Origin of the sequence: Bacillus sp. TH50 (assembly GCF_016650565.1) — a bacterium.
GTDB classification, from domain to species: domain Bacteria; phylum Bacillota; class Bacilli; order Bacillales; family Bacillaceae_G; genus Bacillus_A; species Bacillus_A mycoides.
Window position 1 is genome coordinate 1043017 of record NZ_JAEKFM010000003.1, and the last position, 25032, is coordinate 1068048.

Below are 25032 nucleotides of genomic sequence, written 5' to 3' on the forward strand. Positions count from 1 at the left end.
TCGCCATTCATGGCGACCCTTTTTTTCACTTCACTTCTACCGTATAATTCCCTGTTCCACCACCATACTGGTATACATGTAAATAGTACTTCCCTGGATACGTATAGTAACTACCTACTAATTTATTTCCTTGTTGCTGTGCATACGTAACATAATTATTTAAATCTGCTTCTGAATAAAGAACCCAGTTTACTCCGATATTATTTTCCTTCGTTACATTAATTTGAAGGTTTTTCGCAGTTTCTATATTTATTTCAAAGTAATCACTCGTATCACCGTTTCCTAAACTAGCACGTAAAACTTGATTTAACTGCAGTTTATTTGCCGTTTGGAATGAATTATTTAGCTCTTTTTCTACACTGTTATCTTCTTTCTTTTGAACCGTTACGCTCGTTGTAGCAGTATTAGTTAATCCTTTATCGTCTGATACTGTTAATTTCGCCGTATACGTTCCTTCTTTTGTATATACGTGAGTTGGATTTTGCTCATTACTTACCGCACCATCACCGAACTCCCAGTTATAAGAAGCAATTTTCCCATCTTCATCTTTTGATCCATCGCTTTTAAACGAGATTGCTTCATTCGTATGTCCGCTATACGGACCATTTATAACCGCGACCGGCGCTTTATTCACAGCACCTTCTTCTGTATTAATACCGTGGAACACAACATCATATTCAAATTGCCCTGATGCATTTACACGGTAATTCACGAAGTAAGCTGTTACTGTTTTATAGCCTGTCCATTCTTTTGCACTTAAACGTTTTAACGTATCATTTACATTTTGCGTAATTGTTTTCCAGTCTTCATATTCTCCTTTTGCAGAAGTTCCTGTATATGTTCCTTGCAGTGTAAATGTATTAAAGAATTGTGATTTATTTTTCTTTACTGATACATTACTTAATTTTGCTTCCGCTGTAATTTCTGCGGCAATATCTGAAACTGGTTTCGGTGCATGAGTTGCTAAATAATCATCTGACACTAACGGAACATTATATTTCTCACGGTTGTCTACTAACATTTGCATATAGTCTTGATACTCTTTATTTAAATTCGCATCTTTACTTAAAGCAGAGCGGTATGCATTATATGCTGTTACATCATTTTTCCTAATAAGATCATGAACTTTATCAAACATATCGTATCTCTTATTGTACATATACGATTGTAAAGCAAAGGAATAATTGTAGAAATCCCACGTTCCATACTTTGCATTTAACGTTCGCTCTGCCGTATAACGTTCTGCTGGATTCGAAGATAGTCCTCCTATAATACTCTTTCTTGGAACGACGTTGTCCGTTCTCGTTGCACCTGCAAAAAACTCAGCATTCCCTTCTTCAAACCAAGATAATCTCTCATTCTCATACATCTTACCTTGCCCCCAAAGTCCTGGCACTTCATATCTACCTTGTAAATAATGCGTGAACTCATGTCGGAACAATTCTTCTAAACTATAAATACTTTCTTCTGGCGTACGTTCATAAGTAAAGAACGTACCTGTTCCTTCTATATAAAGACCGCCGTTATTCGTTTCATACCCGTACAATTGACGATTAAATTGATATTCAGCCGGGCTATTATAAATAACCATCGTTAATACATCATCTGGATTTCCTTTTTCTAACGGTTGGTCACTTTCAACCGTACGATGGAATTGTGCCTTTACTTCTTTTGCTGCCCAATATAAACGTTTAACTTTCTCCTCAGTCACTTTATCTCCCGCTTTTAAAACAATTGCACCATCATCAAACGTATACGTTTTCGGCAAATACTTTTTCTTCCCATCTTCTCGTATTTGATCTAAATTAACAACGTTACCGTTTGCATCTTTCCCGCCATAATTCGTCGTAATTTGCTCAGCTGCTACGAAATATTGCTCACCTAAATAAGGATAGATTTTCATCGCATCTGTTACAACTTGTAATCCTTTTGTCCCTGTACTATGGAATGTGCCGAGTCTACCTGTATAATAAATGCCATTATTAATAAGCCATCCGTTTTTCTCTGTAATCGTTCCCATTAACGCAAATCTACTTAACTCATTAATATAACTATCTATTCTCTGATACCATACTGTATCTTTCGGTGCTTTTCTCGTATCGTACAAATACGATTGAATATCGTAATCAACACCTTGCATAATATCGTAAATCGCATTTCCAGCTGAAAGATTATCTACCAATGTAGAAAAATTATCATTATATTGCTTAAAAATCTTTGCAGCCGATGTTATCGTTTCCACATCACTCGAAGCATTTCCTATTAATTTTCCGTATGATGATACAACTTTATTTTGTTCTAACGTACCGAGTTTGAAATTTGGATTGTTCGCAATCGTTTTTAACGCCGGCAAGCACTTGTCATGATAGCTCCGCTCATTAAGTTTACTTAATTCTGCATTATAAAAACCTAAATAAAATCCAGAGCGCAATACCTCTACTAATGTCTCAATCCCTTTTGAATCATCCTTCGTATAAGCTTGTCCTTGCTGCTTCAATTTATCAATAATTGCCTGCATCCTACTATCATTTTGATAGAATGCAAGGCTGTCCTTATTAAACTGAAATAGCCCCGTAATTTGCTCCCAATCGATTGTTACAAGTAAATCTACTAATTGTTGATTGCTTAATTGATTTAATTCAGCAATTGTATAAGTTTTCGCTACAGCCAATTGCTTACTTTCCTTTTTTACTTCAGGCGGTCTTTGCGATAAATCAGCAAATTGTAGCCTTTTCTCAAAAGACTTGCTTTCTAATACTTTCGATGAATGAGCTAATTCTTCCACGGGCAGTTGTACACCAACCGGCTCCATTTTTAGCACATTTCGATATGAAACTTGCTCTCCCTTAGTATCTTCCGCCAATATGCTTCCTTGAAAACTCCCTAACATTAAACTAGCAAAACTTACCCCTACTAAAACTTTTTTTGAATAGCCTTTCATGCTCTCCCCTACCTTACATTTTTTAGTGTCCCGCTCCATTATTTTACTATTCTGACTATTTATTCTGTATTGAGAAAAAAGAAGGGAACGTTCACACATGTATCCATTCAAAATGAAGTTAACACTTGACTTCACATGTGATTTATGTCAAAAAAGGATAGATAATAGCGAAATTCCTGCTACATCTATCCTCTATTTCAACACTATGATTTTAACTTTATAAACGTAATTTCCGGCAATGTTTGCATATGCTGAATAAATGCATTCTTTTCTTCTGACGATATATTTTTCAATTGCATCCCTACCTTATAAACTATTTCTGTTTCTTGCTGTGAAGTTTCCACTTCATATGAAAGTATTGGAATGCCTTTCACTTGAAGCATTTCTAATATTTGCTGTACCGCCTCATGTTTATTTATACACATTTGCACCGTTATATTTTGCGGAAATAAAAATTGCACCTTAAAAATACGACTTACAATCTCTAAACCAATCAAAACGAGAATCATCGCTCCAATCCCTACAACATACATACCTGCTCCAATTGCTAGCCCTATTCCTGCTGTAGCCCATAAACCAGCCGCTGTCGTTAATCCTTTCACTGCCTGCTTTTGAATAATGATTGTACCTGCACCTAAAAATCCAACTCCACTAACAACTTGCGCTGCAATCCGGCTCGGATCAAGAGCCATATGTTCTTCAAACACAATATCCGAAAAAGCATATTTCGAAACGACCATTATTAAAGCACTCCCTACGGCTACTAGGAAATGTGTTTTTAATCCAGCTTCTTTTGAGCGAATTTCCCTTTCAATACCGATTATCGCCCCTAACAAACCAGCAACACCGATTCGTATAATAAAATCAATATGTAAGCTCACGAGCACTTCCCCCTTTTATTCATTATAGAGAGATAAAACAAAAATTATCACATGCATCTACCCATCGATATAAAAGCATTTTATTAAAATACATTTAATATCCCAGTGATTTTATGTTAATATTTTAAATATTAACATAAATAAAACAACCTACTTCTCATACAAAAAAACTTTAAAGTTCAACGTCTAACTTATTTTCAGTTAAAAATGGCATATGAGTTGCATGAAATGAGGTTGAGAAAGTCAGGGAACGCTTTCATTTTATATCATAATTTTTGTGAAATAAAACATAAATAAAAGGAGCTTACTAACAATGAACGTCTCTTTACTTACACCTACTACTGATTTACAAGAAGAATACTTAGATTTTTATAACGAATGGAAAGATAGCGGTGAAACGATGATTCCATGGGTTATTTCAAAAAATCCTTCTAATTTCACGGCAATGATTCAAGAATTACACGACGCACATAACGGAATAAATATTCCTGAAACTTGGGTACCAGATTCTACTTATTGGCTCGTGACAGATGAAAATAGAGTTGTAGGAGTTGTTAATATTCGTCATAGTTTGACGGAGCATTTATTTAATGCTGGAGGCCATATCGGTTATGGTATTCGCCCTTCTGAAAGAAGAAAAGGTTATGCTACAAAGTTACTAGAGTTATCATTAGAAAAAACGAAAGAATTAAACATCACGAAAGCACTTGTCGTTTGCGACGAAGTGAATACTGCTTCAGAAAAAACGATTTTACATAACGGCGGTCTCCGTGATGATGATTTCACTGAAGAAGATGGGAATGTTGTGAGAAGGTATTGGATTGAGCTCTAAATAATCAAAAACAAGCCAGAAAGTGATTAGACGCTTTCTGGCTCCTTTTATCCCGCGTTAACGGGCAGTACAACTCCCACCTCAAAATTCAGCTGGAACAAAGAAGTTAGGTGGGAGATTAACTGCCCATAAACGCCCGATTGGTGAAGGCTAATAATCAGTGGGGGATGAACAAAGCCCCCACTGATTAAAGTTTCACTTTATACTGCTTCTATTTCAAACTGCACTGTAATACCACTTGGATCTACTACAGTAAATCCATTTTTAGTTTCATTTATTTCATGTTGTTTTTCTATTAATCTTTCTTTTACTTCATCTAACGCTTCTTTATGCGGTAGTACTATCGTATACACTTTTAGTCCAGTTGCATGTGCTGGTGGATACGGATTATTTACTCCGTTCCACGTATTTGCACCGATATGGTGATGATACCCTCCTGCCGAAATAAATAAGCAATCATCTTCACGCTGCTGCACTTCAAAGCCTACTGTTTCTACATAAAACTCATGTGACTTTTCTACATCAGCTATTCGTAAATGGACGTGCCCAACGACAGTGTCAGCAGGTAATCCATCAAGCTCATAATTAACGAGCGTTGCCAGTTCTTTTAAATCTAGTGGCGTACTTCCCCCTGGCCCTTCTCCCCATTGACCTCGAGGGCGATCTGCATAAATCTCGATACCATTCCCCTCTAAATCTTGTAAATAAAACGCCTCACTATACGTATGATCACTTGCACTATTAAATCTTGAAATTGGCAAAATTTCATTTGAATATGTATAACGCCCTTCTTGCTCAGCCGGACTATCAATTACCTTTTTATTGCGAATAACACCAAATAGTGCCGAAGCAAAAGCTTCACGAGTCGGAACTAAAAAGGCTACGTGATATATACCCGTCGTACGCGGTTCTTGTAGCGCTGCATCTTCCAACTGCTCAAGAACAAGTAACGTATTCTTACCACCTTTTCCTGTTAAATATGCTTTATTCCCCTCTTGCTTACTTACCTCTAACCCTACTACATTCTCATAAAAAGCAATTTGACGCTCTAGATCTTTTACTTTAAATGCAACATGACCAATACGTGTTTTCGGATGAATTTGTACCATGAATAACGTCCTCTCCAGTTCCCTTTAGTTTTTTTATGTAAGTTGATAGGCAATAGGCCCATTCAACGAATACACCTTAATTTTATTTTTTTGTAGCATCAACTTTCAGCCATTTTTTCGATATGTCACTTAATGTTCCATCTTGCTCTAATTCTTTTAACGCCTTGTTTATATCTTCTAACTTTTCACTCTTTTTTGCAAATGGAAATGCAATCTCTCCCCATTCAAGTGGACCAAATCCAACTTTGACATTGTCTAGTTTCGCCTTTGTTATTGTTGTTTCCACTTGAACTTTATCATTATAATAAGCATCGACGCGTCCAAACCCTACTTCGTTCAATTCCGCCGTTGGGTCCTCTGAGTACGTTTTAATCGTAAAAGCATTATTTTTATTTAAAGCTTTTAACTCTTGCTCTCCTGCTGTACCAAGTCCAACACCTACAGTCTTTCCTTTTAAATCCTCTAGCGATTTAATTGTATTATTATTTTTCTTCACCGCAAAAACAGAACCTGAATACACATACGGTATCGAAAAGTCATATTTCTTTTTTCTTTCCGGAGAAACGGATAATTCATTTGCAATCGTATCAATACGGCCTGAATCTAATAAACCGAATAATCCTTCAAAATCAGAAACATTCCATTCTACTTTATATCCAGCTTTTTTAGCAGCCGCTTCAATAATTTCAGCATCAAAACCTTTTACTTTCTCACCTTCTTTAAATATAAATGGGCTACGACCTGCAGAAGTCCCAACTTTCACTACTTTTTCATCTGTCTTTTTACTTGCTGCATTAGAACCGCATGCAGACAAAGCTCCAACTGATAGTGTTAATGCTAATGTTAGTAATAATGACGATTTTCTCATAACTCTTCCTCCTAAATAACGAAATGATTTCCTTCTTCAGATGCATTTAATTGCCGTAAAAACTTTTTCGTACGTTCATTTTGTGGGTTTCGAAAAATCTCTTCTGGCGTTCCCTGCTCTACGATAATTCCATCAGCCATAAAAATAACGCGATCAGCCACCTCTTTTGCAAAATTCATTTCATGTGTAACAATAACCATCGTTATATGTTGTCTTGCCAAGTCTTTAATAACTTGTAATACCTCATTAACTAATTCTGGATCAAGTGCTGAAGTGGGTTCATCAAACAATAATACAGCTGGATTTAAAGCCATTGCCCTAGCAATCCCTACCCTTTGCTGTTGTCCACCTGATAACATCGTCGGATAAAAATCTTCTTTATCAGCTAAGCCTACTTGTTTTAATATTTCTCTCGCTATTCCATTTGCCTCTTCTTCACTTTTTTTCTGTACAACCGTTAATGCTATTGTAATATTTTGCAATGCTGTTTTATTTTTAAATAAATTATAGTTTTGAAAAACCATAGCTGTTTTTTGACGTAATTTTATGATTTCTTTTTGATAAAGTTTCTTCGTATGAATCTCTAAATCTTCAATTCTAATACTGCCATCATCCGGTTGTTCTAATAAATTTAAACATCGTAGTAATGTCGATTTCCCTGAACCAGAAGGTCCAATAATTACTACCACTTCCCCTTTTTTGACAGTAAGTGAGATTCCTTTCAGCACTTCATTATGTTTGTAAGATTTATACAAATTTTTCAACTCAATCACATATATCACCTCATTTCTCTTATAAATACGGTGCATCAAGTTTCTTCTCCAACCTTTTCTGTCCCCAGCTGATTACGATTGTAATAATCCAATACACAATCGCTACCGCTAAATAGCTTTCCATATAACGATACGATTGTGCCGCCAGCATTTTCGCTTGTGCCAATATTTCAGCCACTCCAAGTGCAAAAGATAACGAAGATTCTTTTAACAATCCAACAAAATTATTTCCAAGTGACGGCACCGCTACACGAATAGCCTGCGGAAAGATAATTTGTCGCATCGCTTGTGCTTTTGTCATTCCAACTGATAAACAAGCATCCATTTGCCCTGATTCCACAGCATTTAATGAACCTCGAATTATCTCTGACAAATAAGCAGCATTATTTAAACTGAGACCAATTAAAGTTGCTTGCATAGCTGTAAGTACTGTAAAAGCCGGAGATATTTGTGGCAATCCGAAATACAACACAAACAATTGAACTAATAACGGTGTCCCTCTAAAGAAAGAGATATACACCCTTGCAATTGGATATAAAAATTTCGTTTTGTTTTTTGTAATGATCGCCAAGCCAATCCCTATAAAGAAAGAAATAATCATTGAAACTACAGTAATCCCTAAAGTTATGTATACATACTTAAATAATTGCGGAAAACTTTCTAAAAAATACGCTACATCAAATTTCACTCTATCCCCCCTCTCTAAACAAAAAACTCTTCTTACACATATAAGAAGAGTTGAATGTTAATCCATTTCCCTTCATCTTCCAAACGCCTTTTACGTTTGCTGGAATTAGCACAGTGCTTTTTTAGCCTGTTGCTGAGATTTCACCGGGCCAGTCCCTCCATCTCTCTTGATAAGAAAACTAATAAATTTTTCCATTTATTTAGTTGTTATTATGAAGAATACAGTTAAAATTAAACAATGTCAATAGGAAAACTGAGAATTAAACTCAACCCTTTTTCGAACATACTAGTAATACATCAATTTACTATTCTTAATAAACTGTACACAAAAAGCCATCTCCTCTGAAATTCAGAAGAGATGGCTTCAATTATAGAAACTATAAATATTTTACTTTCTTATCCTTTAACTACATATTTATTTCATCTTATGTACTTCAGCAACTAACTTTCCGCCTTGAATGCCCATATAAAGCTTAACAGGAGCATCATTCGTATTTTCAAATACTAAGTCTAAATATGGATAAGCAATTGTAGCATCTCTTCCCTGAGGGACATAACCTACTGTTTTAGAATGTGTAGTTCTCTCTACCATTTTCAAACCAGCTTGATCTGCTGCATTGTATAGCGTTGATGATGTTTGACAAACGCCACCACCATAACCATCTACTAATTTACCATCTACAATTTCTTTACCTAATTGATATCCTTTATCTGGCGTTGTATCACCGATTAATGCATTGAAAGAGAAACTGTCTCCTTTTGCTAATACAACTCCATTTATACTCGCTGCCGACAAACGAATATTCTCAATACGGCCACCTGCTGATCCACCTAAATTCGTTTCATATCTACCAATTACCGTGCCACTTCCTTGCGCATCACTTAATGTTGCGGTAGGCTTTTTCTCAACGATAGGTAACTGATAAGAAGAATCCCACATACCTACATTTAATAATTTGTCTACTAATTCTTTTTCCATTAATTCATAAGAAGGCTTTCCTTCTTGCCATGATCCATCAGATGCTATACGTGAAGGGACCATCTTTTTGTCAACACTTTTCCCGACTTCACCTGCAACCTTCGTTACAGATTTTTTGAATTTCGCCTCATCTTCAAAATAACCTAAACTCGATAAGTCTATTTTTTTCACTTCAGTACCAGTACGCCCATCCACTAAGCTAATTGAATCCTGTACATCAGCCTTAGCCTCTACAACATTCCCACCAAAATCACTTACTAATGCCACATCACTTACTTTTGTACCACAACCACTTACTACAGCTACGCATAGCACCCCTACTAATATACCCTTTATTTTTCGGAACAATATACTCTCTCCTTTTCCCCAACATTATTTCTTATGTATTATTTCATTTTTATGTATCTTTTGTTACAATCATTTTACAATATATTTAGAAAATGTTACAATTTGTTTTTTACTCTATTAAAATTACTCTTTTCTTTTGTAAATGTCTATACATATTTATATAAATTTTCGAGTTTGATAAAATTGTAACTTTTATGCAACCTATCTCCATCCAGTATATACCATCCAACAGATGAAATACAAATGTAACACCCTTTCATTTCACCTCTCTATTCACCTGCATGCTTCAGAAACCGCAATACCGCTTTCTCATATGTGATCATTATTAACAACTTAAACTGAGCTTTTATCGGTAAAAACAATCATTCACTTCAGGTATATAGGTATTTGCCGTGCCACTACTCCGCTTTTGCACATACATTATGATGAATTTAACCTATTATAAAGAAATGGAGGATGTTTTTATGTATCCCTACAATCCTTATGATCCATATAACCAATATGGTTACCAACCTCAGTATGATTTACAGGCACAATACCAACAATATATAGATCAAACAGAACAAGTTAATCCATATGATCAAAATCGACAATTTCAACTTCCAATCTCTTTCCCTGGTACTGGAAACCGTCAATTAGAAAGACGAGTAAATGAGCTTGAGCAAAGAGTACGTCAACTAGAAAACACAGTTGAGCGTCATACGCGTAGATTAAACCGCTTAAATCAGCGTTTACGTACAGTAGAAAATAGGCTAAATATTCCATTTTCAGCATTAGAAGACGGATTTTAATTTCGAAAATAACAAATATATAAGGAAGGGGCTCCCCCTTCCTTATATAAATTGACGAAAGTTTTTTCCATCTCTATACTGATAAGAGTTAATGAAATGAAACAAGGTGATAAATATGGATTTTGAAATAAATTTTCTTTCTTTTTATGTAGTACAAGTAGAAGGAAAAGGTGAAGCAGTTGATAAGCGCTATAAACATTTTCAAACATTAGACGCTGAAGAGTATGAAGATAGCTCTTTAAAAGAATTTTTGAATGGTGAATTATTAAAAATTTCAAAGCGAAAAGTAGAACGTCACGCAAAAACAGAACAAGCCCCAACGAAGATCGGTCGCTTTATTGTAGAAGAAGGGCATGAACTCGATTCAAACCCTCATTACAACTTATTTAATCGTATTCGCTTTGCAGAAACAAAAGAAAACTTCAAAGATATGAGCGAACCTCTCGTTTATACATACCTTGACACAAGCGCTGTACGTGGTGGTGTGTTTTTAATCGCTCAAGCAAAACTACGCAAATACTTTGATGATCCATTCGTATTCGTAATGAAATGTGACTTCGAACCAAAGGTTGCTTCCATTTCTGATGAATCAACACTTATTCGTAACGTTGAAATGGCCATCACAACAAAGAATATGAAATCTATCCAGTACCCATACATGCCTGAAGAAGGTATGGTGGAGCCTGGCGAACTAAAAATACACCAAGCATCACACGCCCGCTACTTTGAAGACTTCTTAAAATTCGTCGAATACGAACGCTCTATGCCTGAAATTATGAAAACACAAGTAATGGACATGGTATACGACCAAATTGAAGATGTATTTGAAGAAGGTACTGAAGAACGTGAACAGTTCGACCAAGCGATGGAAGTATGGGCTGCCAGTCCGAAACGCGAAATTATGGAACAATTTTCAACAGAAGAAGTAATGGAAGCTACCGCTCAAATCGTCGAGCACGCCCCTGAAGTGGAATTAAAGCTAAAAGCAGATCATATCTCTGTGAAGGCTTTGCTTGCTGATTTCGGAGACCTAATACATATTGCAAAGGTAAACGACCGATATGTATTAATGATTGAGGCTGATACACTTACGTTTGAGAAAGGCTTCTCTCCCATTGAGTTTTTGAAGCCGGATGAATTACAGGACGTAATTGAGCGGATTGAGAATAAACAGCAGTATTCTTATGATTCGAATGGGATCGAATAAATGCTTCCATATACCTATTTTTACTGAGCTCTATTAACAAGCGCTCTTTTATTTGGGACATAGTTGACATTTATACTAAAAACCGATTCTACTAAGAATCGGTTTTTCTTCTTTATAACAAATATGCTTATTTTTAAAAATATTTTTGCTCCAAGATGACATTTCTTGTAGCATCAAGCAGATTCCTTCCTTGTTGTACAAGCGTATTTCCATGAGAGACATCTACTTCAATATTCCTAGTTGACCAAGTCCTTCTATAAGTTTTTGGTGTTTTTCCTTTTAGTCATTATGTATGTTGTTAAAATGAAAATTTCACTTTACTACCTCAAATTTATTGTACTCGTAAAAAGATAATTGAAAACGATATTCCGGATGCTCTCTCACCCAATCGTAGGCTCCTTCTAAAATACCCATTTTATTTTGCACGTCATTAAGTTCACTACATTCGTTCCTTTTCTGTTTACATAGAGGACAGAACCCACCCACTATCTCGGCATTCATCGCACGAATCGTTTTACTTTCTAAGTCAACTACTAGACGAAGAATAAGAGAATGCTCCGCTTTTGTAGTCACCATCATTTCAGCAATTCCATCCTCATTCCAAAAGATACCATTTAATTCCATCTGTACGGTGACATCTTTGATTTCCAAGTCTATCACTATCACACCTCCCTTGTATAAGACTCTTACCTTACTCTTCGATTTTAATCTTTAATACACCACGAGCTAAAGATATATTAAGCTTTTTCCAATTCTTCTTCTTTGCTATGAAAGGAAGTGTAATTAGTGCAAATAGTGTGGTAAATATTATCAAAAAAACTAAAACGGTTAAAATGTTAAAGATTGCTTCCATTAAACTACACTCTTTTCTATGTATATCCGTACTAAAAACAACAAAATATTCCATTAACAATACAGGACAAGCCGTGAATTTTCCAACTAAACTTCAGCAACTTAATCCTGAAGTCTAGTTGTACATATGAATAAAATAAATTTTATTACTAACTTTCTTCTACTACTTTCTCCATCTCAGCCAAATACCTAAGCTGCCGCTCCGCTTTTCTCACCGCAGTAGGAAAGTGTTTTTTCAGAAGTTCTACTGCTGATTCACTTATATAATATCTTTCCGTTATACTTTCCCACGTGTCACTACTTTCAAATGCACTCCATACAAAAGGACGCTCTATATTTTTTCTCAGTTCTTTAAATACCCATTTCCGCATCCTTTTTTTCGCTTTTTCTGTTAGTTTTCCGTTCTTTACAAGTTCAAGCTCACCATGTCTCTTGTATCGCTTGTTAATATCTCTCTCGCCATATACTTTCAGAAAGATATTTGCTGTATTCTCAGCATCTGCTAAAGCCCGGTGCTGCTTCCCTTCCCACGTTAAGCCGAGCTGATCCACTGCTAATTGTAAACTTGGTGTATGCTCAAATAATTCTTCATACGCCTGAAAAACAAATTTTTGCACATCAAATCTACTCTCTTTTTCCATACATGGGCATTCTACACCGTATAATGTACAATCTTGAGATAGAAAACGGTAATCTTCTTTTCCCCATGAAACAAATATTGAATCTTCTCCGATGAACTGAATAAATTTCTCTATAATTTGAGGGAAATTCCCTACACCTATTAAATCTTTCTTTGTAATTCCAGTTAATTTTGTTGTATGACGAGTTAATGGGGCACTTGGTTTTACTAACTCTGAAAATTCTCCAATAACTTTCATTGTACTCACATCTATTTTTGCAGCTCCAATATCAACTATTTCTGACGGATCTTCTGATTTATACGGCCTAAAATTCCTTTCAATATCAAACACAATGAAGTGTGTAGCGTTTTTCAATTTATTTACCTCTTTCTAAATTCCTTTTCACACACATACTTTATTTTCAGTATTTATTTATTAATGCACTTTATGCATGAAAAACTTCGCATAAAAATCAAAAATTCAGTCTTATTATTACATGTACATAGGAGGATATTCAATAAAAACGCAAAAAAAAAGAAGGGCAAGCCCTTCTTTTTTTCATAATTACTTCTTGTTTACGTTTGTAGCTTGAGGTCCACGGTTACCTTGTTCTACTTCGAAAGTAACTTCTTGACCTTCTTCTAAAGATTTGAAGCCGTCGCCTTGGATAGCTGAGAAATGAACGAATACGTCTTCTCCGCCTTCAACCTCGATGAAACCGAAACCTTTTTCTGCGTTAAACCATTTTACTTTACCGTTTTGCATTTAAAAAATCCTCCTACAATGTACCTATATGTACATATTCATTTTCAACCACTTTACAATAATACATCATATATTAAAAAACTGCAACCCCAGAGGAGATTTAACATTGCTATCCTCCTCGGAAGTTACAGCTCATTTAAATCTCTATATTATTAAAAGTAAAATGGTTTAAAGTAACTATATCATACCAATATAATAAAAGTAAAGTTTTTTTAAAGTTATACAGCTTTTTTTTTCCACTGCATCGTTTTTAATTCACCTGATCCAGCTACAACATAGCCTTCTTTTTCATTAACAATGCGCCAACCATGCCCTTTAACCGAATCACATACTGTAACAATTCCTTCTTCAAGAAGCACACGGCAAACAGTGCTAATTCCCGCCTTATTTTGCGTTGACGTTGTATATAACACATGTTGATCCACACTTAAATCTAAATAACTACTCGCTTTTTGTTCACTTTGACATGTATGCCAACCTATTTTATCACTTTCGATACTCTCATTTATTCTGCAAAAAGAAATATTTCCGCTAATCCCCTTACACGATCCACTTGCCGCTACTAAATAGGAATTATGTATAGTCAACGCAGAAATCATCTGATTCATCGCTATTTTAATCCTTTTTAATTTACGTGTCTCTAAATCAAAAAGCCAAACACCACCATATTTAGTATGTATTTTCGTACCGATAAATAAGTAATGTTTATATAAAAATAATGATCGAATAGATGGTGCCTCACTACCGTAATTAAGAAATGGCTGAATAGTCTCCCATGTGGAACCAAAATTATTAGAATGATACAGTGTTTTATCTCCATGAGCAATTACTGTTCCATTCTCATTACTACATACATTCCAGCTCGTTGCTTTCGTTGGAAAGCGCTGGATCGTCCACGTTTCTCCACCATTCATACTACGAATAAAAACTCCTTCGTCTCCTACTCCGTAAACTACGTTACCTTCACTATGTAAATCTCGAATTCGTTTTTGGAAACCAGTTAAAGCCTGTTTCCATTCTCCATCTTTTTCAATGAATAAACCATTATATGTAGTAGCTAACAAAAGCTTTCCATCTCTTAACTTTGTAATAGCAGTTGCACTTAACATTGTTTCCACGTTGACACTCCCGTTCCTAGAACTTCTCGGCAAAAGCAATTGCAAAATCACTGCATTTTTCAACGTCTTCTTTATCTTCTGGAGCTAATTCAATTTTCAATCCTTCTTGTACAAGTTCTGCCCCACATTTTACAAGACGTTCTTCAAATATCGTTACCGCTTCACAAAACAGTTCATACGCCGTATCACCTGATCCAAAAACAGCCACTTTTTTACCCGTCAAATCTATATTTTCTAACTCATCATGGAAATCTTCCGCTTCAAATGGTAATTCACCATCACCCCACGTATAAGATCCTAAAATGATTCCATCATAAGCTAATAATTCTTCAGCATCCATACCTTCCATCTCTTGTAATACTACTTCATGATCAAAGGCATCTAAACTTACTTTAATTAAATCAGCAATACTCTCTGTATTCCCTGACATACTTGCATACGCTATTAAAATTTTCGCCACTTCGGCATCCCCCTCTTACAATAATTGATTCTCATTCTCATTATATTAATAATGAGAATCAATTTCAATTATATTTTTTGCTATTTTATTTTATTCCATAAAAAAAGAACAGATGACTATACAATCATCTGTTCTTTTTTATTACTTTTTAAAAATACCAAAGGGGTTTCCAACTGGTAATACAACTTTTCCGAAGTGTGTATTTAACACAGCTGCTGCTGAACCATAGAAAGATAATAATGAAATACATAGTTCAGAATACGCTGCTAAATTATGCATTGCGTGCGGCATAACACCTAAAGTACTTAATGAAAGACCGATAAATAAGAAATCAATAAGGACGAAAATCATAAATAATACTTTATGTGTTTCCATTGCACCAATTGTCATAAAGATCGTGAAAATCAAGTATCCGATAAAGGCTACACCGAGCTGTTTTGAATCTGCAGTTTGGGCTAATTTTTCACCAAATACTCCAAGTTGAATTAACCAAGTCATTCCAACACCTAACCAAAATAGGCCGTACGCACCAAATGCTGTTGTACCGAACGTATTGTTGTGCTTTGCATCGTGAATGCATGCAAAGATTTGTGCAAATCCTCCTAAAAAGATTGCCCATGGTAATACAAGTGAAACGCCATCTGTTAAGCCTAACTTTTGAGATGATGCTACAAGTGTTACCATCGCTAATCCAAATAGACCGATTCCAGATGGATCTGCTGTTGTCATTTTCACATGATGTGTAGTAGTTTGATTGCTCATATAAACCTCCTGATTATAAACATACTCGAATACAATACTTAAATCAGAAGGCTATGTCAATGGTTTTTTTTGTATGTTGTCAGACCTTATATTCCATAATAATCAAATACACATTTGGCCACATCATAAGGTTTTACATTTAAATTTGGCAACTCATTTACCGGCATCCATAAAGGAATATAACTCCCTCTATCTTTCAGCTCGAACTCCTCGCCTTTACCACTTCCGAAAACTCCACCTATAATATGGGCATTATAATAATACTCCGTACCTTTATACTCCACCTTTGCAATCCGATGCTCCACTTGTATATGTACCCCTAATTCTTCATAAACCTCTCGCTTCGTTGCTTCTTCAGGCGTTTCTCCTTCTTCAATTCCCCCGCCTGGAAAAACAAAATACAGCTCACCTTCTCGAATACGTTTTATAAGAGCGATTTTACCACCTTGTATAATTATAGCTGCACCGCGATTTCTTCTCACTTTATTACCTCAACACCAATCGCAACTGTTCCCCATTCTTTTTCTTGTTCTTTCGTATATATTCCGTATGTACTTTCTAACATTTCTTTTATACTAAGTTCTTCACAATCAAATAATTTTTTATCAATTTGTTCGTACATTGCTTTAAAGCTTTCGTATCGTTTTATCTCCGTTACTTTTACAACCATCGTTTCTGCTGTCGTAAGGTTCGTAAATACAATTTCATCGTCTTGTTTTATAAGTTGACGTTTTCTATCGTATAAGCGTACTTCATATACTTTTTTTCCTAATTGAATCGACTGAAAAGGTTTATTATATAATCCCATTTCGTATCTCATACATTTCACTCCCTTTTATTCATCTTACCTACTAACATTTTTGCACATTACCATTTCATACAACATAGTTCGCCTTACTTCACCTTGCATATAATGTTCCATATCCATTACTTTCTTTAGAGAGGATGCTAAAATTCGTATGTTATATTTAAATCAAAAACCTGAATATAATAAATATGATATCGGTGATTATACTTACAGTAAAGTAGGCCCTATTATTTTTTCTTGGAATGATGAAACAAAATTAAAAATAGGTAAGTTTTGTTCATTAGGAGAAGAAGTCGTTTTCGTACTTGGCGGTGAACATCGTGCTGATTGGATAACAACTTATCCATTTAATGTCCTCTTCGAAGAAGGAGCACACATTACTGGTCATCCTTCTTCAAAAGGTGATATCGTAGTCGGCAATGATGTATGGATTGGTTATCAATCCTGCATTTTATCTGGTGTTACAATTGGTAACGGGGCCATTATCGGGGCCAAGAGTGTTGTTACAAAAGACGTACCTCCATATGCAATCGTCGCTGGTAATCCTGCCAAACTAGTTCGATATCGTTTCCCGCAAGAAATCATTGAAAAACTAGAAAACCTTGCATGGTGGGACTGGGACATTTCCGTTATAAAAGGAGCTATTCCATTTCTACTCTCCAACAAAGTCAACGAATTTTTCACTTCTCCCGAAGAAGAAGCTACTTGATCTAAACAAAAAGAGCATCCTACTCTTTCAGGATGCTCTTTTTGTGTTTATTTTTTATTTATTCGCAACTGATTACACGGAGAACAGTGAAATGGAATTTTGTCTAAACAATTAAAGTTTGTTTCACAAATTTGTTCTATCGTTGGAACAAATGGAATGACAACTATGTTACTATCTATTATTTGTGTAACAGGTGGCAATACTGTGCCTACTTGATGTTCGAAGCGAATACTCGCTTGATTAATATAATTTCCTGAACCACTTGGTGCACTCTGAACTGTTACTTGGAACGAAACTGTCCGTGCTTCACCTGGATTTAAACTTCCTATAAGAAACCCTGATACTGGGCTTACATTTGGCACTGGCGTATTATCAACAGTTACACTTCCAGGAACAAATCGAAAACTACTATCTAACATATCTTGAAAACGAATATTTTGTATCGCTGTATCCCCCGTATTCGTAATAACTGTCGTAAACGTAATAACATCGCCTATCGTTGCTGATTGAAGATCTGCCGTTTTTACGACTGTTGTTGAAACATTTTGAGGAATAAACGGGATAACAACTGTATTACTATCGCCTTCAACTACTACTGGCGGCTCATTAGGATTTACAGTTGCAAGCCCATTCGCTATAGCTGTATTTGTTACTAAGTTATTTATTTGCCCTCCTGTTATTACAACTTGGAAATTAATAATTGCTGCATCATTCGGCTGAAAATCACCTAAAAGGATACCGGTATTCGGATTGGCAAATGGAAAAGGTACATCATTTACCGTTACCGTGCCATTTATAAATAACGTATTTGGGTCAATGATGTCTGTTAAAATAATATTCGTCACAGGAACTGTACTATCATTTATAACAGCAATTCCGTAAGTGACAACATCTCCTACCATTGCTACTTCAAAGTTTGCTCCTTTTGCAACAAATAAGATTGCAGTATTTACCGTTACAATAACTGTATTACTCGTGTCCATCACTGTAACTGGCGGTTCCCCTGGTACTAAAATATATTCTGCCGATGCCCCAGCAACGTTCACCACTGTACCACCATCTGGAAAACTTGTAATTGTAGCTTCATATGTTACAATCGCCGTCTCACCGACTGGAATGTCTAAAATCGTAAATCCAACCTGCGGATTTACTCCTGGACGTGCTACTCCATTTACCGTTACACTATTTGGTACAAAAGCCGCTTCCGGAGATAACACATCAATAAATTGAACATTCATTGCATCAGCCGTACCAGTATTTAATATGCGAACACGGTACGTTACCGTTTCTCCTACTCCAACAATTGAATGATCTACTTCTTTCAGCATATCTAAACTGCCTCTATTTACTGGTGTGACTGTCGTATTACTGGAATTCGTAATTGTAAACGGTGGTTCTCCTGGAATCAATTCGAAATCACCAGTTACTCTCGCTGTATTCATAATGCTACTAGAAGGCGGAATTACGATTACATTTACTTCAAATGTGATTAGTATGCTATCTCCTACTGCAAGATCCGGTAATGAAAAGCCTACAAAAGGATCTAAACCTACTTGTGGAATCCCATTTATCTGTACACTCCCTGGAACGAATTCTAAACTAGGTGATGGAACGTCAATAAATTGCACATTTGTCGCTGTTACCGTTCCTGTATTTGTAACTTGCACACTATACGTTAACGTATCTCCTAATCGTGTCGCCTGTTTGTTGACAGTTTTTATAACATTGAATCGCCCTCTATTTACCCTTGTTATTGTCGTATTACTCGGCTCTGTTACTACAACTGGTGGTTCTCCTGGTACTAAAGTAAAACTTCCTGTTATATTTGCAACATTCGTTATCGTTCCTGAAGATGGAATATTTGTCACTATCGCTTGGAACGTCACTATAGTCGTATTGCCAACAAGTATATCGCCAATTCCAAACCCAGTAATCGGATTCAAACCAGGTTGCGGAGTTCCATTTACCGTTACACTATTTGGTACAAATGACGCTCCTGCTGAAATCGTATCAATAAACTGAACATCGTTAGCTGTTACTGTTCCTGTATTCGTTATTTGCACTGTATACGTTAATACATCTCCAACTAAGGTAGCAGCTCTATTGACTTGTTTAATAACATTAAAGCGTCCTCTATTTACAGTTGTGAGCGTTGTGTTACTTGGCTGATTTACTATAACTGGTGGTTCTCCTGGTACTAATATAAAGCTTCCAGTAACATTTGCCGTATTGGCAATTGTTCCGTTTGATGGAACACTAACAACGGTTACTTGGAACGTGACTTCTACACTTCCCCCTGAATTTATATCTGGAAGTGGGAATCCATTATTAGGATTGAACCCAGGTTGTATCACACCACCTATCGTTACACTATTCGGCACGAATGCTATAGAGGAAGGTAATACATCACTATATTGAATATTCGTCGCTGTCACTGTCCCTGTATTTTGAACTACTGTCGTATATGTGATTGTATCGCCTACTGCAACAATTGGCTCACTTACTGATTTTAAAACATTCAAACCAGGTTCATTTATTTCGGTTAATGTCGTGTTACTTGTCGTTGTTTCAGTAATAGGCGGCTCTGTTTCACTTACAGCAAATGTAGCCGTAACATCTACAAAGTTAACAACTGTTCCACCTTCTGGTATGCTCGTTACCATCTCTTGATATGTGACAAGTACAAAATCATCTACAGGTATATCTGGAACTGTAAAACCGATAAAAGGATCTAATCCTGGTGCTGGTACCCCGTTTATGCTCACACTTCCTGGTACAAATGCTACACCCGCGGAAGTAGTATCTATAAATTGAACATTCGTCGCTGCCACTGTTCCAAAATTAAAAATCAATACATCATACGTTAAAATTTCTCCTACAGTCGCTACTTCTTTATCTACTAGTTTTAACGGAAAAATAAACGCTATATTAATTGTCGTAACGACTAAATTTGTTAATATCGTTTCCGTAATCGGTGGTTCCTGCGGATTTGGTTGTGAAGTAAATGTAACGTCTGCATCATTTAATATGACTTCATTATCTGGAATTTCTGTAATCGTCACTCGGAACGTTACCTCAATACTTCCACCATTAATTAATAATGGAGTAACTGTAAATCCTATTTCTGGATTTAAACCAAGTTGCTGCACCCCACCTATCGTTACACTATCTTCTACAAATGTCGTTCCTTCTGGTATGACATCTTGGAAGAACACATCTGTAACAGGTATAATTCCTACGTTTGAAATTAGCACGGTATACGTTAATACATCCCCAACCGCTCCAGTTGCAACGTCAACTGTTTTGGTTGCTGTTACTTCACCAGGAGGAGGTAACGGTATCGTAACTACTGTCGTATTACTTGAATTTGTCGTTGTTACAGGGGGCTGTAAAGGATTTAATAAAAAAGTGGCCGTAGCAGCTGCCGTGTTTAGTACGGCTCCACGCGTGGATGGCGCAACTACTGTTACTTGGAACGCTACAGTCAATGATGTGCCAGCAGCTATATTAGGAAGCGTAAAACCTATATTTGGATCAAATCCAGGTTGAGGAGTTCCATTTATCGTTACACTATTTGCTACAAATGTTGTTTCTGGAGCAATTGGATCAATGAAAGAGACATTCGTTGCTGTTACCGTTCCATTATTTCTAATGACAACAGAATACGTGTAAATTTCTCCAAGTGCCGCTTGTTGTACAGATGAAGATTTTTGTATATTTAACTGTGCTGTGTTTACTTGCGTCACGACGAAATTGCTATTCGTAACAGTCGTTATTGGAGGATTAGCTGGATTTATAAGAAAACTTGCAGTAACGTTTGATTGGTTTCTAATATTTCCACCACTCGGGACACTCGTCACTATAACTTGAAACGTAACTGTAACGGTTTGCCCAACTGGAATATTCGGAACTGGAAAACCTACCACAGGGTCTGCACCTTGCTGAACAACTCCATTTATCGTGACACTATTCGCTACAAACGCAGTTCCAACAGGAATCGGATCTTGAAAAATAATATTTGTTGCAGGAACAGTTCCTGTATTTTGAATAAGAATCGTATACGTTAACGTATCTCCTACACCTGCTTGCGGTGTGTTTACACTCTTTATTACATTAATTGATCCTACATTCACTCGCGTCACAACAATATTACTAATCGTTACAATTGTAATTGGTGGCTGGAGAGGACTTACTTGGAAATCCGCAGTTACATTCGCATTATTCGGAAGAACTCTATTTGGTGGTACACTCGTGATCGTCACTTGAAAAGTAACTGTTACCATCCCTCCTACTGGAATATTAGCAAGTGGAAATCCAGTTGTTGGGTTTAAACCGGGTTGAGATATCCCGTTTATTGTTACACTATTTGCTACAAACGTTGTTCCAGATGGAATTGGATCAAGGAATGATACATTTGTCGCTGCTACTGTTCCACTATTTTGTATACGAACTGTATACGTTAACGTATCTCCTACTCCTGCTTCAGTAGCGCTTACGCTCTTCATTACATTTAACCCTGAAGAATTCACGACTGTCATAACAGTATTACTTGGTACTGTTACAGTAATCGGTGGCTCTGTTGGATTTACAAGGAAATCTCCAGTTACATTCGCATTATTTACGACATTATTTCCTTGGGGAATTTCATCAATTAATACTTCAAACGTAACAATTACACTCGCGCCAGTAGGCAAATTATTTAATGGGAATCCAAGTTCTGGATCTGCCCCTTCTTGTAAAACACCATTAACAAATACACTGTTTTCAATAAATAATGTCCCTTGTGGAATTGAATCTTGGAAAAATACATTTGTAGCTGGTACACTACCTGCATTTATGACTTCGATTGTATATACTAAAACATCCCCTACCGTTGCAACATCCGTATTCACTGCTTTCACAACTTCAAAATTCCCTGATTGTACAGTTGTATTCACAATGTTACTAGGAACATTAATTGTTACTGGCGGTTCGCTCGGATTCACTTGAAAACTTGCTGTTACATTTGCTTGATTTAAAATATCTTCATTTTCTGGATCCTGTACAATTAATACGTCAAATGTGACTACAACGGTTTGAGCCGCAGGAATATTTGGAAGAGAAAATCCTGTATTCGGATTCAATCCACTTTGCGGTACTCCATTAATCGTTACAGTATTCGCAACAAATGAAACAGCGGAAGAAATAGTGTCTTGGAAAAACACATTTGTTAACGGAACGTTTCCTGTATTTTGGACGGCAATCGTGTATGTTAAAGTGTCCCCTACTGCCGCTTGCGTTGTATTCACTTCCTTTATTACATTTAAACCACCTGTATTAACTTGTGTTACAACTGTATTCGTTTGTCTATTAATCGTTACTGGCGGCTGATTCGGAATAACGACGAAATTAGCCGATACATTTCCACGATTCGCAATCGTCCCTCCTGATGGCGTAGATGTGACTTGTACTTGAAAAGTCACTGTCCTACTTCCACCTGGAGATATATTCGCTACCGTAAACCCAGTCGCAGGATTTGCTCCAGGCTGTGAAACCCCATCTACAGTCACACTATTTGGAATAAAAGTCGTTCCAGTTGGAATCGGATCTTGAAAAATAACATTTGTCGCAAGTACATTTCCTGTATTTTCAATTGTAACGGTGTACGTAAGAACGTCATTAACTGTCGCAAAAGCTCTATCCACTGTTTTTCTCGTTCTTATATCAGCTATATTAATAGTAGTAAATACAGTATTACTTGTCGCTTGACCTGAAATTGGTTGTTGGCCAGGCACTGGAGTAAAGTTAAATGTTACACTTGCACGGTTCGGAATTGGATTTACAAGAGGATTAGATGTTACTCGAACTTGAAAGCGCACTACAGTCGTTTGTGAAGCATTAATACTTCCAAGATTAATACTACTTGATGGATTCGCTCCTGGACGTGCTACTCCATTTACCGTAACACTATTTGCGACAAATGTTGTTCCTGCAGGGATACTATCAACAAAAATAACATTGTTTGCAGCAACATTCCCATTATTCGTGACATTAACTGTGTACGTTAATACGTCATTAAGCGTTGCCGTCTGTAGGTCTACAGATTTTTGCATACTTATAGTTGCTTGATTCACTGTCGTTTGTACTGTATTTGAAGAAGACGTACTTGTAATAGGGGGACTACCGACAAAAGGACGGAATTGATATGACACCATTGCACGATTTGGAATAGGGTTTGGGTTCGGGAACGATGTTATTCGAACTTGAAATGTAACAATTCTTTGCGTGTTATTTGGGATTGTACCTAAATTAATTCCATTCGCTGGATTCGCACTCGGTTGTGTTACTCCACCTACCGTTACACTACCTACTACAAATGTCGTTCCGTTCGGAATACTATCTTGTAATACAACGTTTTCTGCACTTCCTGTTCCTGTGTTCGGGAACGTAATCGTATAGGTGAGAGTATCCCCTACCCCTGCAACTGTTCTATTAACCGATTTAACAGGATTAATGATTGGACCTGTCGCATCAATTTGAACACCAAAACCAGCTGCAGCGTATCCATCTCCATTTGTGACAAAGCGAACAGTTGCTGACGTCTGATTGTTTACTAAAGAAGATGAGGCGTCTACATTCGTAATATCCCACCCTTGTCTTCGGACTGCTAAAGCGATTCCTAACGGCTGATTCAAATCTCCAAATGTGCCGCTCGTATCTAGATTGCCACTATCATTACAAATTTGTGATTGAAAGAAATTATTCGCGGGGTTTCTCGGTCCGAATAATGCGACTGTAGCATTTGCATTCGGTCCAAAGCGAAGCTGATCTCCAACAATGTTAGAATCACCTTCTTGAGCAGTTACGAGCACTCTTCCTGTAACAGCTCCTGTTGCTGGAGTAGCAAATCCTGAAATAGTAGCATCAACTGGCGGGGATGAAGCATCGATAATTTCTTGACCTGCATATACTGACAAATTCCGAAGTGGTAAACTTGCATTTTGATAAACTACCTCAAGCGTCCAGCCAGCTGAACGACTGATTGTTGGATCAGCTGAAGTTCTTGCAGCTGGCACGGCACCTGTTGTATATGTGCCTGCCCCACCTGCACTTACAAGATTCGTTACATTAGCAGAGCGAGCATAATAAAACTGGTTTCCTACCGAACCTTGCTGCGCGGTAGCAGGGTCTGGCGTAACTGAAAATGTTCCTGCTGGTGTTGTAAATGTAATATTATCATTTAAAAATGGTAATACATCTTCCGTATCAGTCCGGAAAGTACCAGCCCAAACCAACTCTGCATACAAAATACTACTCCCTGCCGGAAGGTTTAAAATTGCACTTGAAGAATTCAATTGCCAGTCATCCGTTGTTCCTGCTGGGAATCCTGGTACTTGTAACGACGTATTTACTGTCGTAAATACAGCAAGTGTACCAAAAATATTACCTGGCGCAGGCGATGTAGGACTAAGTCCCAACGTATTCCCAGTGAACGTGACGGCACCAGTTACTGTTGTTGTAAAGCGATTCAAAAAAGGCACGT

Annotated in this window: 20 protein-coding genes and 1 riboswitch; of the genes, 4 read left to right on the plus strand and 16 right to left on the minus strand. The window is 36.7% G+C overall.

Translation table 11 applies throughout. The annotated features are described in order from the left end of the window. Positions 1 to 25: 25 nt before the first annotated feature. Positions 26 to 2941: a collagenase ColA gene (gene colA / locus JFU23_RS05505; protein WP_201031558.1), complete on the minus strand. Its 2916-nt coding sequence runs from the start codon at positions 2939 to 2941 to the stop codon at positions 26 to 28. 203 nt (positions 2942 to 3144) lie between these two features. Beyond that, complete coding sequence (locus JFU23_RS05510; protein WP_113735117.1) at positions 3145 to 3822, minus strand: MgtC/SapB family protein; 678 nt, start codon at positions 3820 to 3822, stop codon at positions 3145 to 3147. Between the two features lie 313 nt (positions 3823 to 4135). On the opposite strand from JFU23_RS05510, the gene JFU23_RS05515 reads away from it, so the two are divergent. Beyond that, the gene (locus JFU23_RS05515) at positions 4136 to 4654 is read left to right on the plus strand and encodes a GNAT family N-acetyltransferase (RefSeq protein ID WP_201031559.1); all 519 of its coding nucleotides are present in this window, start codon (positions 4136 to 4138) and stop codon (positions 4652 to 4654) included. Positions 4655 to 4854: 200 nt separating this feature from the next. On the opposite strand, the gene JFU23_RS05520 is transcribed toward JFU23_RS05515, so the two are convergent. The 5 genes from JFU23_RS05520 to JFU23_RS05540 form a co-directional block, all read right to left on the minus strand. Then, positions 4855 to 5763 carry a VOC family protein gene (locus JFU23_RS05520; RefSeq protein WP_201031560.1) on the minus strand — a complete coding sequence of 303 codons (909 nt, stop codon included), beginning with the start codon at positions 5761 to 5763 and terminating at the stop codon, positions 4855 to 4857. A gap of 82 nt (positions 5764 to 5845) precedes the next feature. Then, positions 5846 to 6631 (minus strand): amino acid ABC transporter substrate-binding protein, encoded by a 786-nt coding sequence (locus tag JFU23_RS05525; protein ID WP_002033609.1) that lies wholly within the window; start codon positions 6629 to 6631, stop codon positions 5846 to 5848. 11 nt (positions 6632 to 6642) lie between these two features. Next, positions 6643 to 7404, minus strand: coding sequence for an amino acid ABC transporter ATP-binding protein (locus JFU23_RS05530; protein WP_201031561.1), 762 nt, complete (start codon positions 7402 to 7404; stop codon positions 6643 to 6645). A gap of 19 nt (positions 7405 to 7423) precedes the next feature. Further along, positions 7424 to 8092, minus strand: coding sequence for an amino acid ABC transporter permease (locus tag JFU23_RS05535; protein ID WP_002066492.1), 669 nt, complete (start codon positions 8090 to 8092; stop codon positions 7424 to 7426). A 69-nt stretch (positions 8093 to 8161) separates the two neighbouring features. After that, a riboswitch (SAM riboswitch) is annotated at positions 8162 to 8268 on the minus strand. Between the two features lie 238 nt (positions 8269 to 8506). Further along, positions 8507 to 9418 (minus strand): VanW family protein, encoded by a 912-nt coding sequence (locus JFU23_RS05540; protein WP_201031562.1) that lies wholly within the window; start codon positions 9416 to 9418, stop codon positions 8507 to 8509. 464 nt (positions 9419 to 9882) lie between these two features. Here JFU23_RS05540 and JFU23_RS05545 point away from each other — a divergent pair, with 464 nt between their 5' ends. Further along, a complete protein-coding gene (locus JFU23_RS05545) occupies positions 9883 to 10209 on the plus strand; it encodes a hypothetical protein (RefSeq protein WP_002087720.1) in 327 nt (108 codons plus the stop codon). 115 nt (positions 10210 to 10324) lie between these two features. Further along, the gene (locus JFU23_RS05550; protein ID WP_002128454.1) at positions 10325 to 11416 is read left to right on the plus strand and encodes a DUF3900 domain-containing protein; all 1092 of its coding nucleotides are present in this window, start codon (positions 10325 to 10327) and stop codon (positions 11414 to 11416) included. A gap of 312 nt (positions 11417 to 11728) precedes the next feature. Here JFU23_RS05550 and JFU23_RS05555 read toward each other — a convergent pair whose 3' ends face one another. From JFU23_RS05555 to JFU23_RS05590, 8 genes are all read right to left on the minus strand, one after another. Further along, positions 11729 to 12076 (minus strand): hypothetical protein, encoded by a 348-nt coding sequence (locus tag JFU23_RS05555; protein WP_201031563.1) that lies wholly within the window; start codon positions 12074 to 12076, stop codon positions 11729 to 11731. A gap of 341 nt (positions 12077 to 12417) precedes the next feature. Next, the gene (locus tag JFU23_RS05560; protein ID WP_201031564.1) at positions 12418 to 13263 is read right to left on the minus strand and encodes an exonuclease; all 846 of its coding nucleotides are present in this window, start codon (positions 13261 to 13263) and stop codon (positions 12418 to 12420) included. A 189-nt stretch (positions 13264 to 13452) separates the two neighbouring features. Then, the gene (gene cspB / locus JFU23_RS05565) at positions 13453 to 13653 is read right to left on the minus strand and encodes a cold shock-like protein CspB (protein WP_001179147.1); all 201 of its coding nucleotides are present in this window, start codon (positions 13651 to 13653) and stop codon (positions 13453 to 13455) included. A gap of 218 nt (positions 13654 to 13871) precedes the next feature. Then, positions 13872 to 14771: a WD40/YVTN/BNR-like repeat-containing protein gene (locus tag JFU23_RS05570; RefSeq protein WP_002087724.1), complete on the minus strand. Its 900-nt coding sequence runs from the start codon at positions 14769 to 14771 to the stop codon at positions 13872 to 13874. A 16-nt stretch (positions 14772 to 14787) separates the two neighbouring features. Continuing rightward, positions 14788 to 15231, minus strand: coding sequence for a flavodoxin (locus JFU23_RS05575; RefSeq protein WP_001062757.1), 444 nt, complete (start codon positions 15229 to 15231; stop codon positions 14788 to 14790). A gap of 141 nt (positions 15232 to 15372) precedes the next feature. Next, entirely contained in the window at positions 15373 to 15993 is a 621-nt protein-coding gene (locus tag JFU23_RS05580; protein ID WP_060749165.1) for an acetate uptake transporter, read from the minus strand. Positions 15994 to 16079: 86 nt separating this feature from the next. Next, complete coding sequence (locus JFU23_RS05585; protein ID WP_201031565.1) at positions 16080 to 16475, minus strand: NUDIX hydrolase; 396 nt, start codon at positions 16473 to 16475, stop codon at positions 16080 to 16082. Further along, positions 16472 to 16813: an ASCH domain-containing protein gene (locus JFU23_RS05590; RefSeq protein ID WP_201031566.1), complete on the minus strand. Its 342-nt coding sequence runs from the start codon at positions 16811 to 16813 to the stop codon at positions 16472 to 16474. The genes JFU23_RS05585 and JFU23_RS05590 overlap by 4 nt, the downstream gene beginning before the upstream one ends. 139 nt (positions 16814 to 16952) lie before the next feature. Between JFU23_RS05590 and JFU23_RS05595 the strand changes: the two genes are divergently transcribed. After that, positions 16953 to 17510: a CatB-related O-acetyltransferase gene (locus JFU23_RS05595; protein WP_002128459.1), complete on the plus strand. Its 558-nt coding sequence runs from the start codon at positions 16953 to 16955 to the stop codon at positions 17508 to 17510. A 47-nt stretch (positions 17511 to 17557) separates the two neighbouring features. Here the strand turns inward: JFU23_RS05595 and JFU23_RS05600 are convergent, their stop codons facing one another. After that, the gene (locus tag JFU23_RS05600) at positions 17558 to 25030 is read right to left on the minus strand and encodes a DUF7507 domain-containing protein (protein ID WP_201031567.1); all 7473 of its coding nucleotides are present in this window, start codon (positions 25028 to 25030) and stop codon (positions 17558 to 17560) included. Positions 25031 to 25032 lie beyond the last annotated feature (2 nt).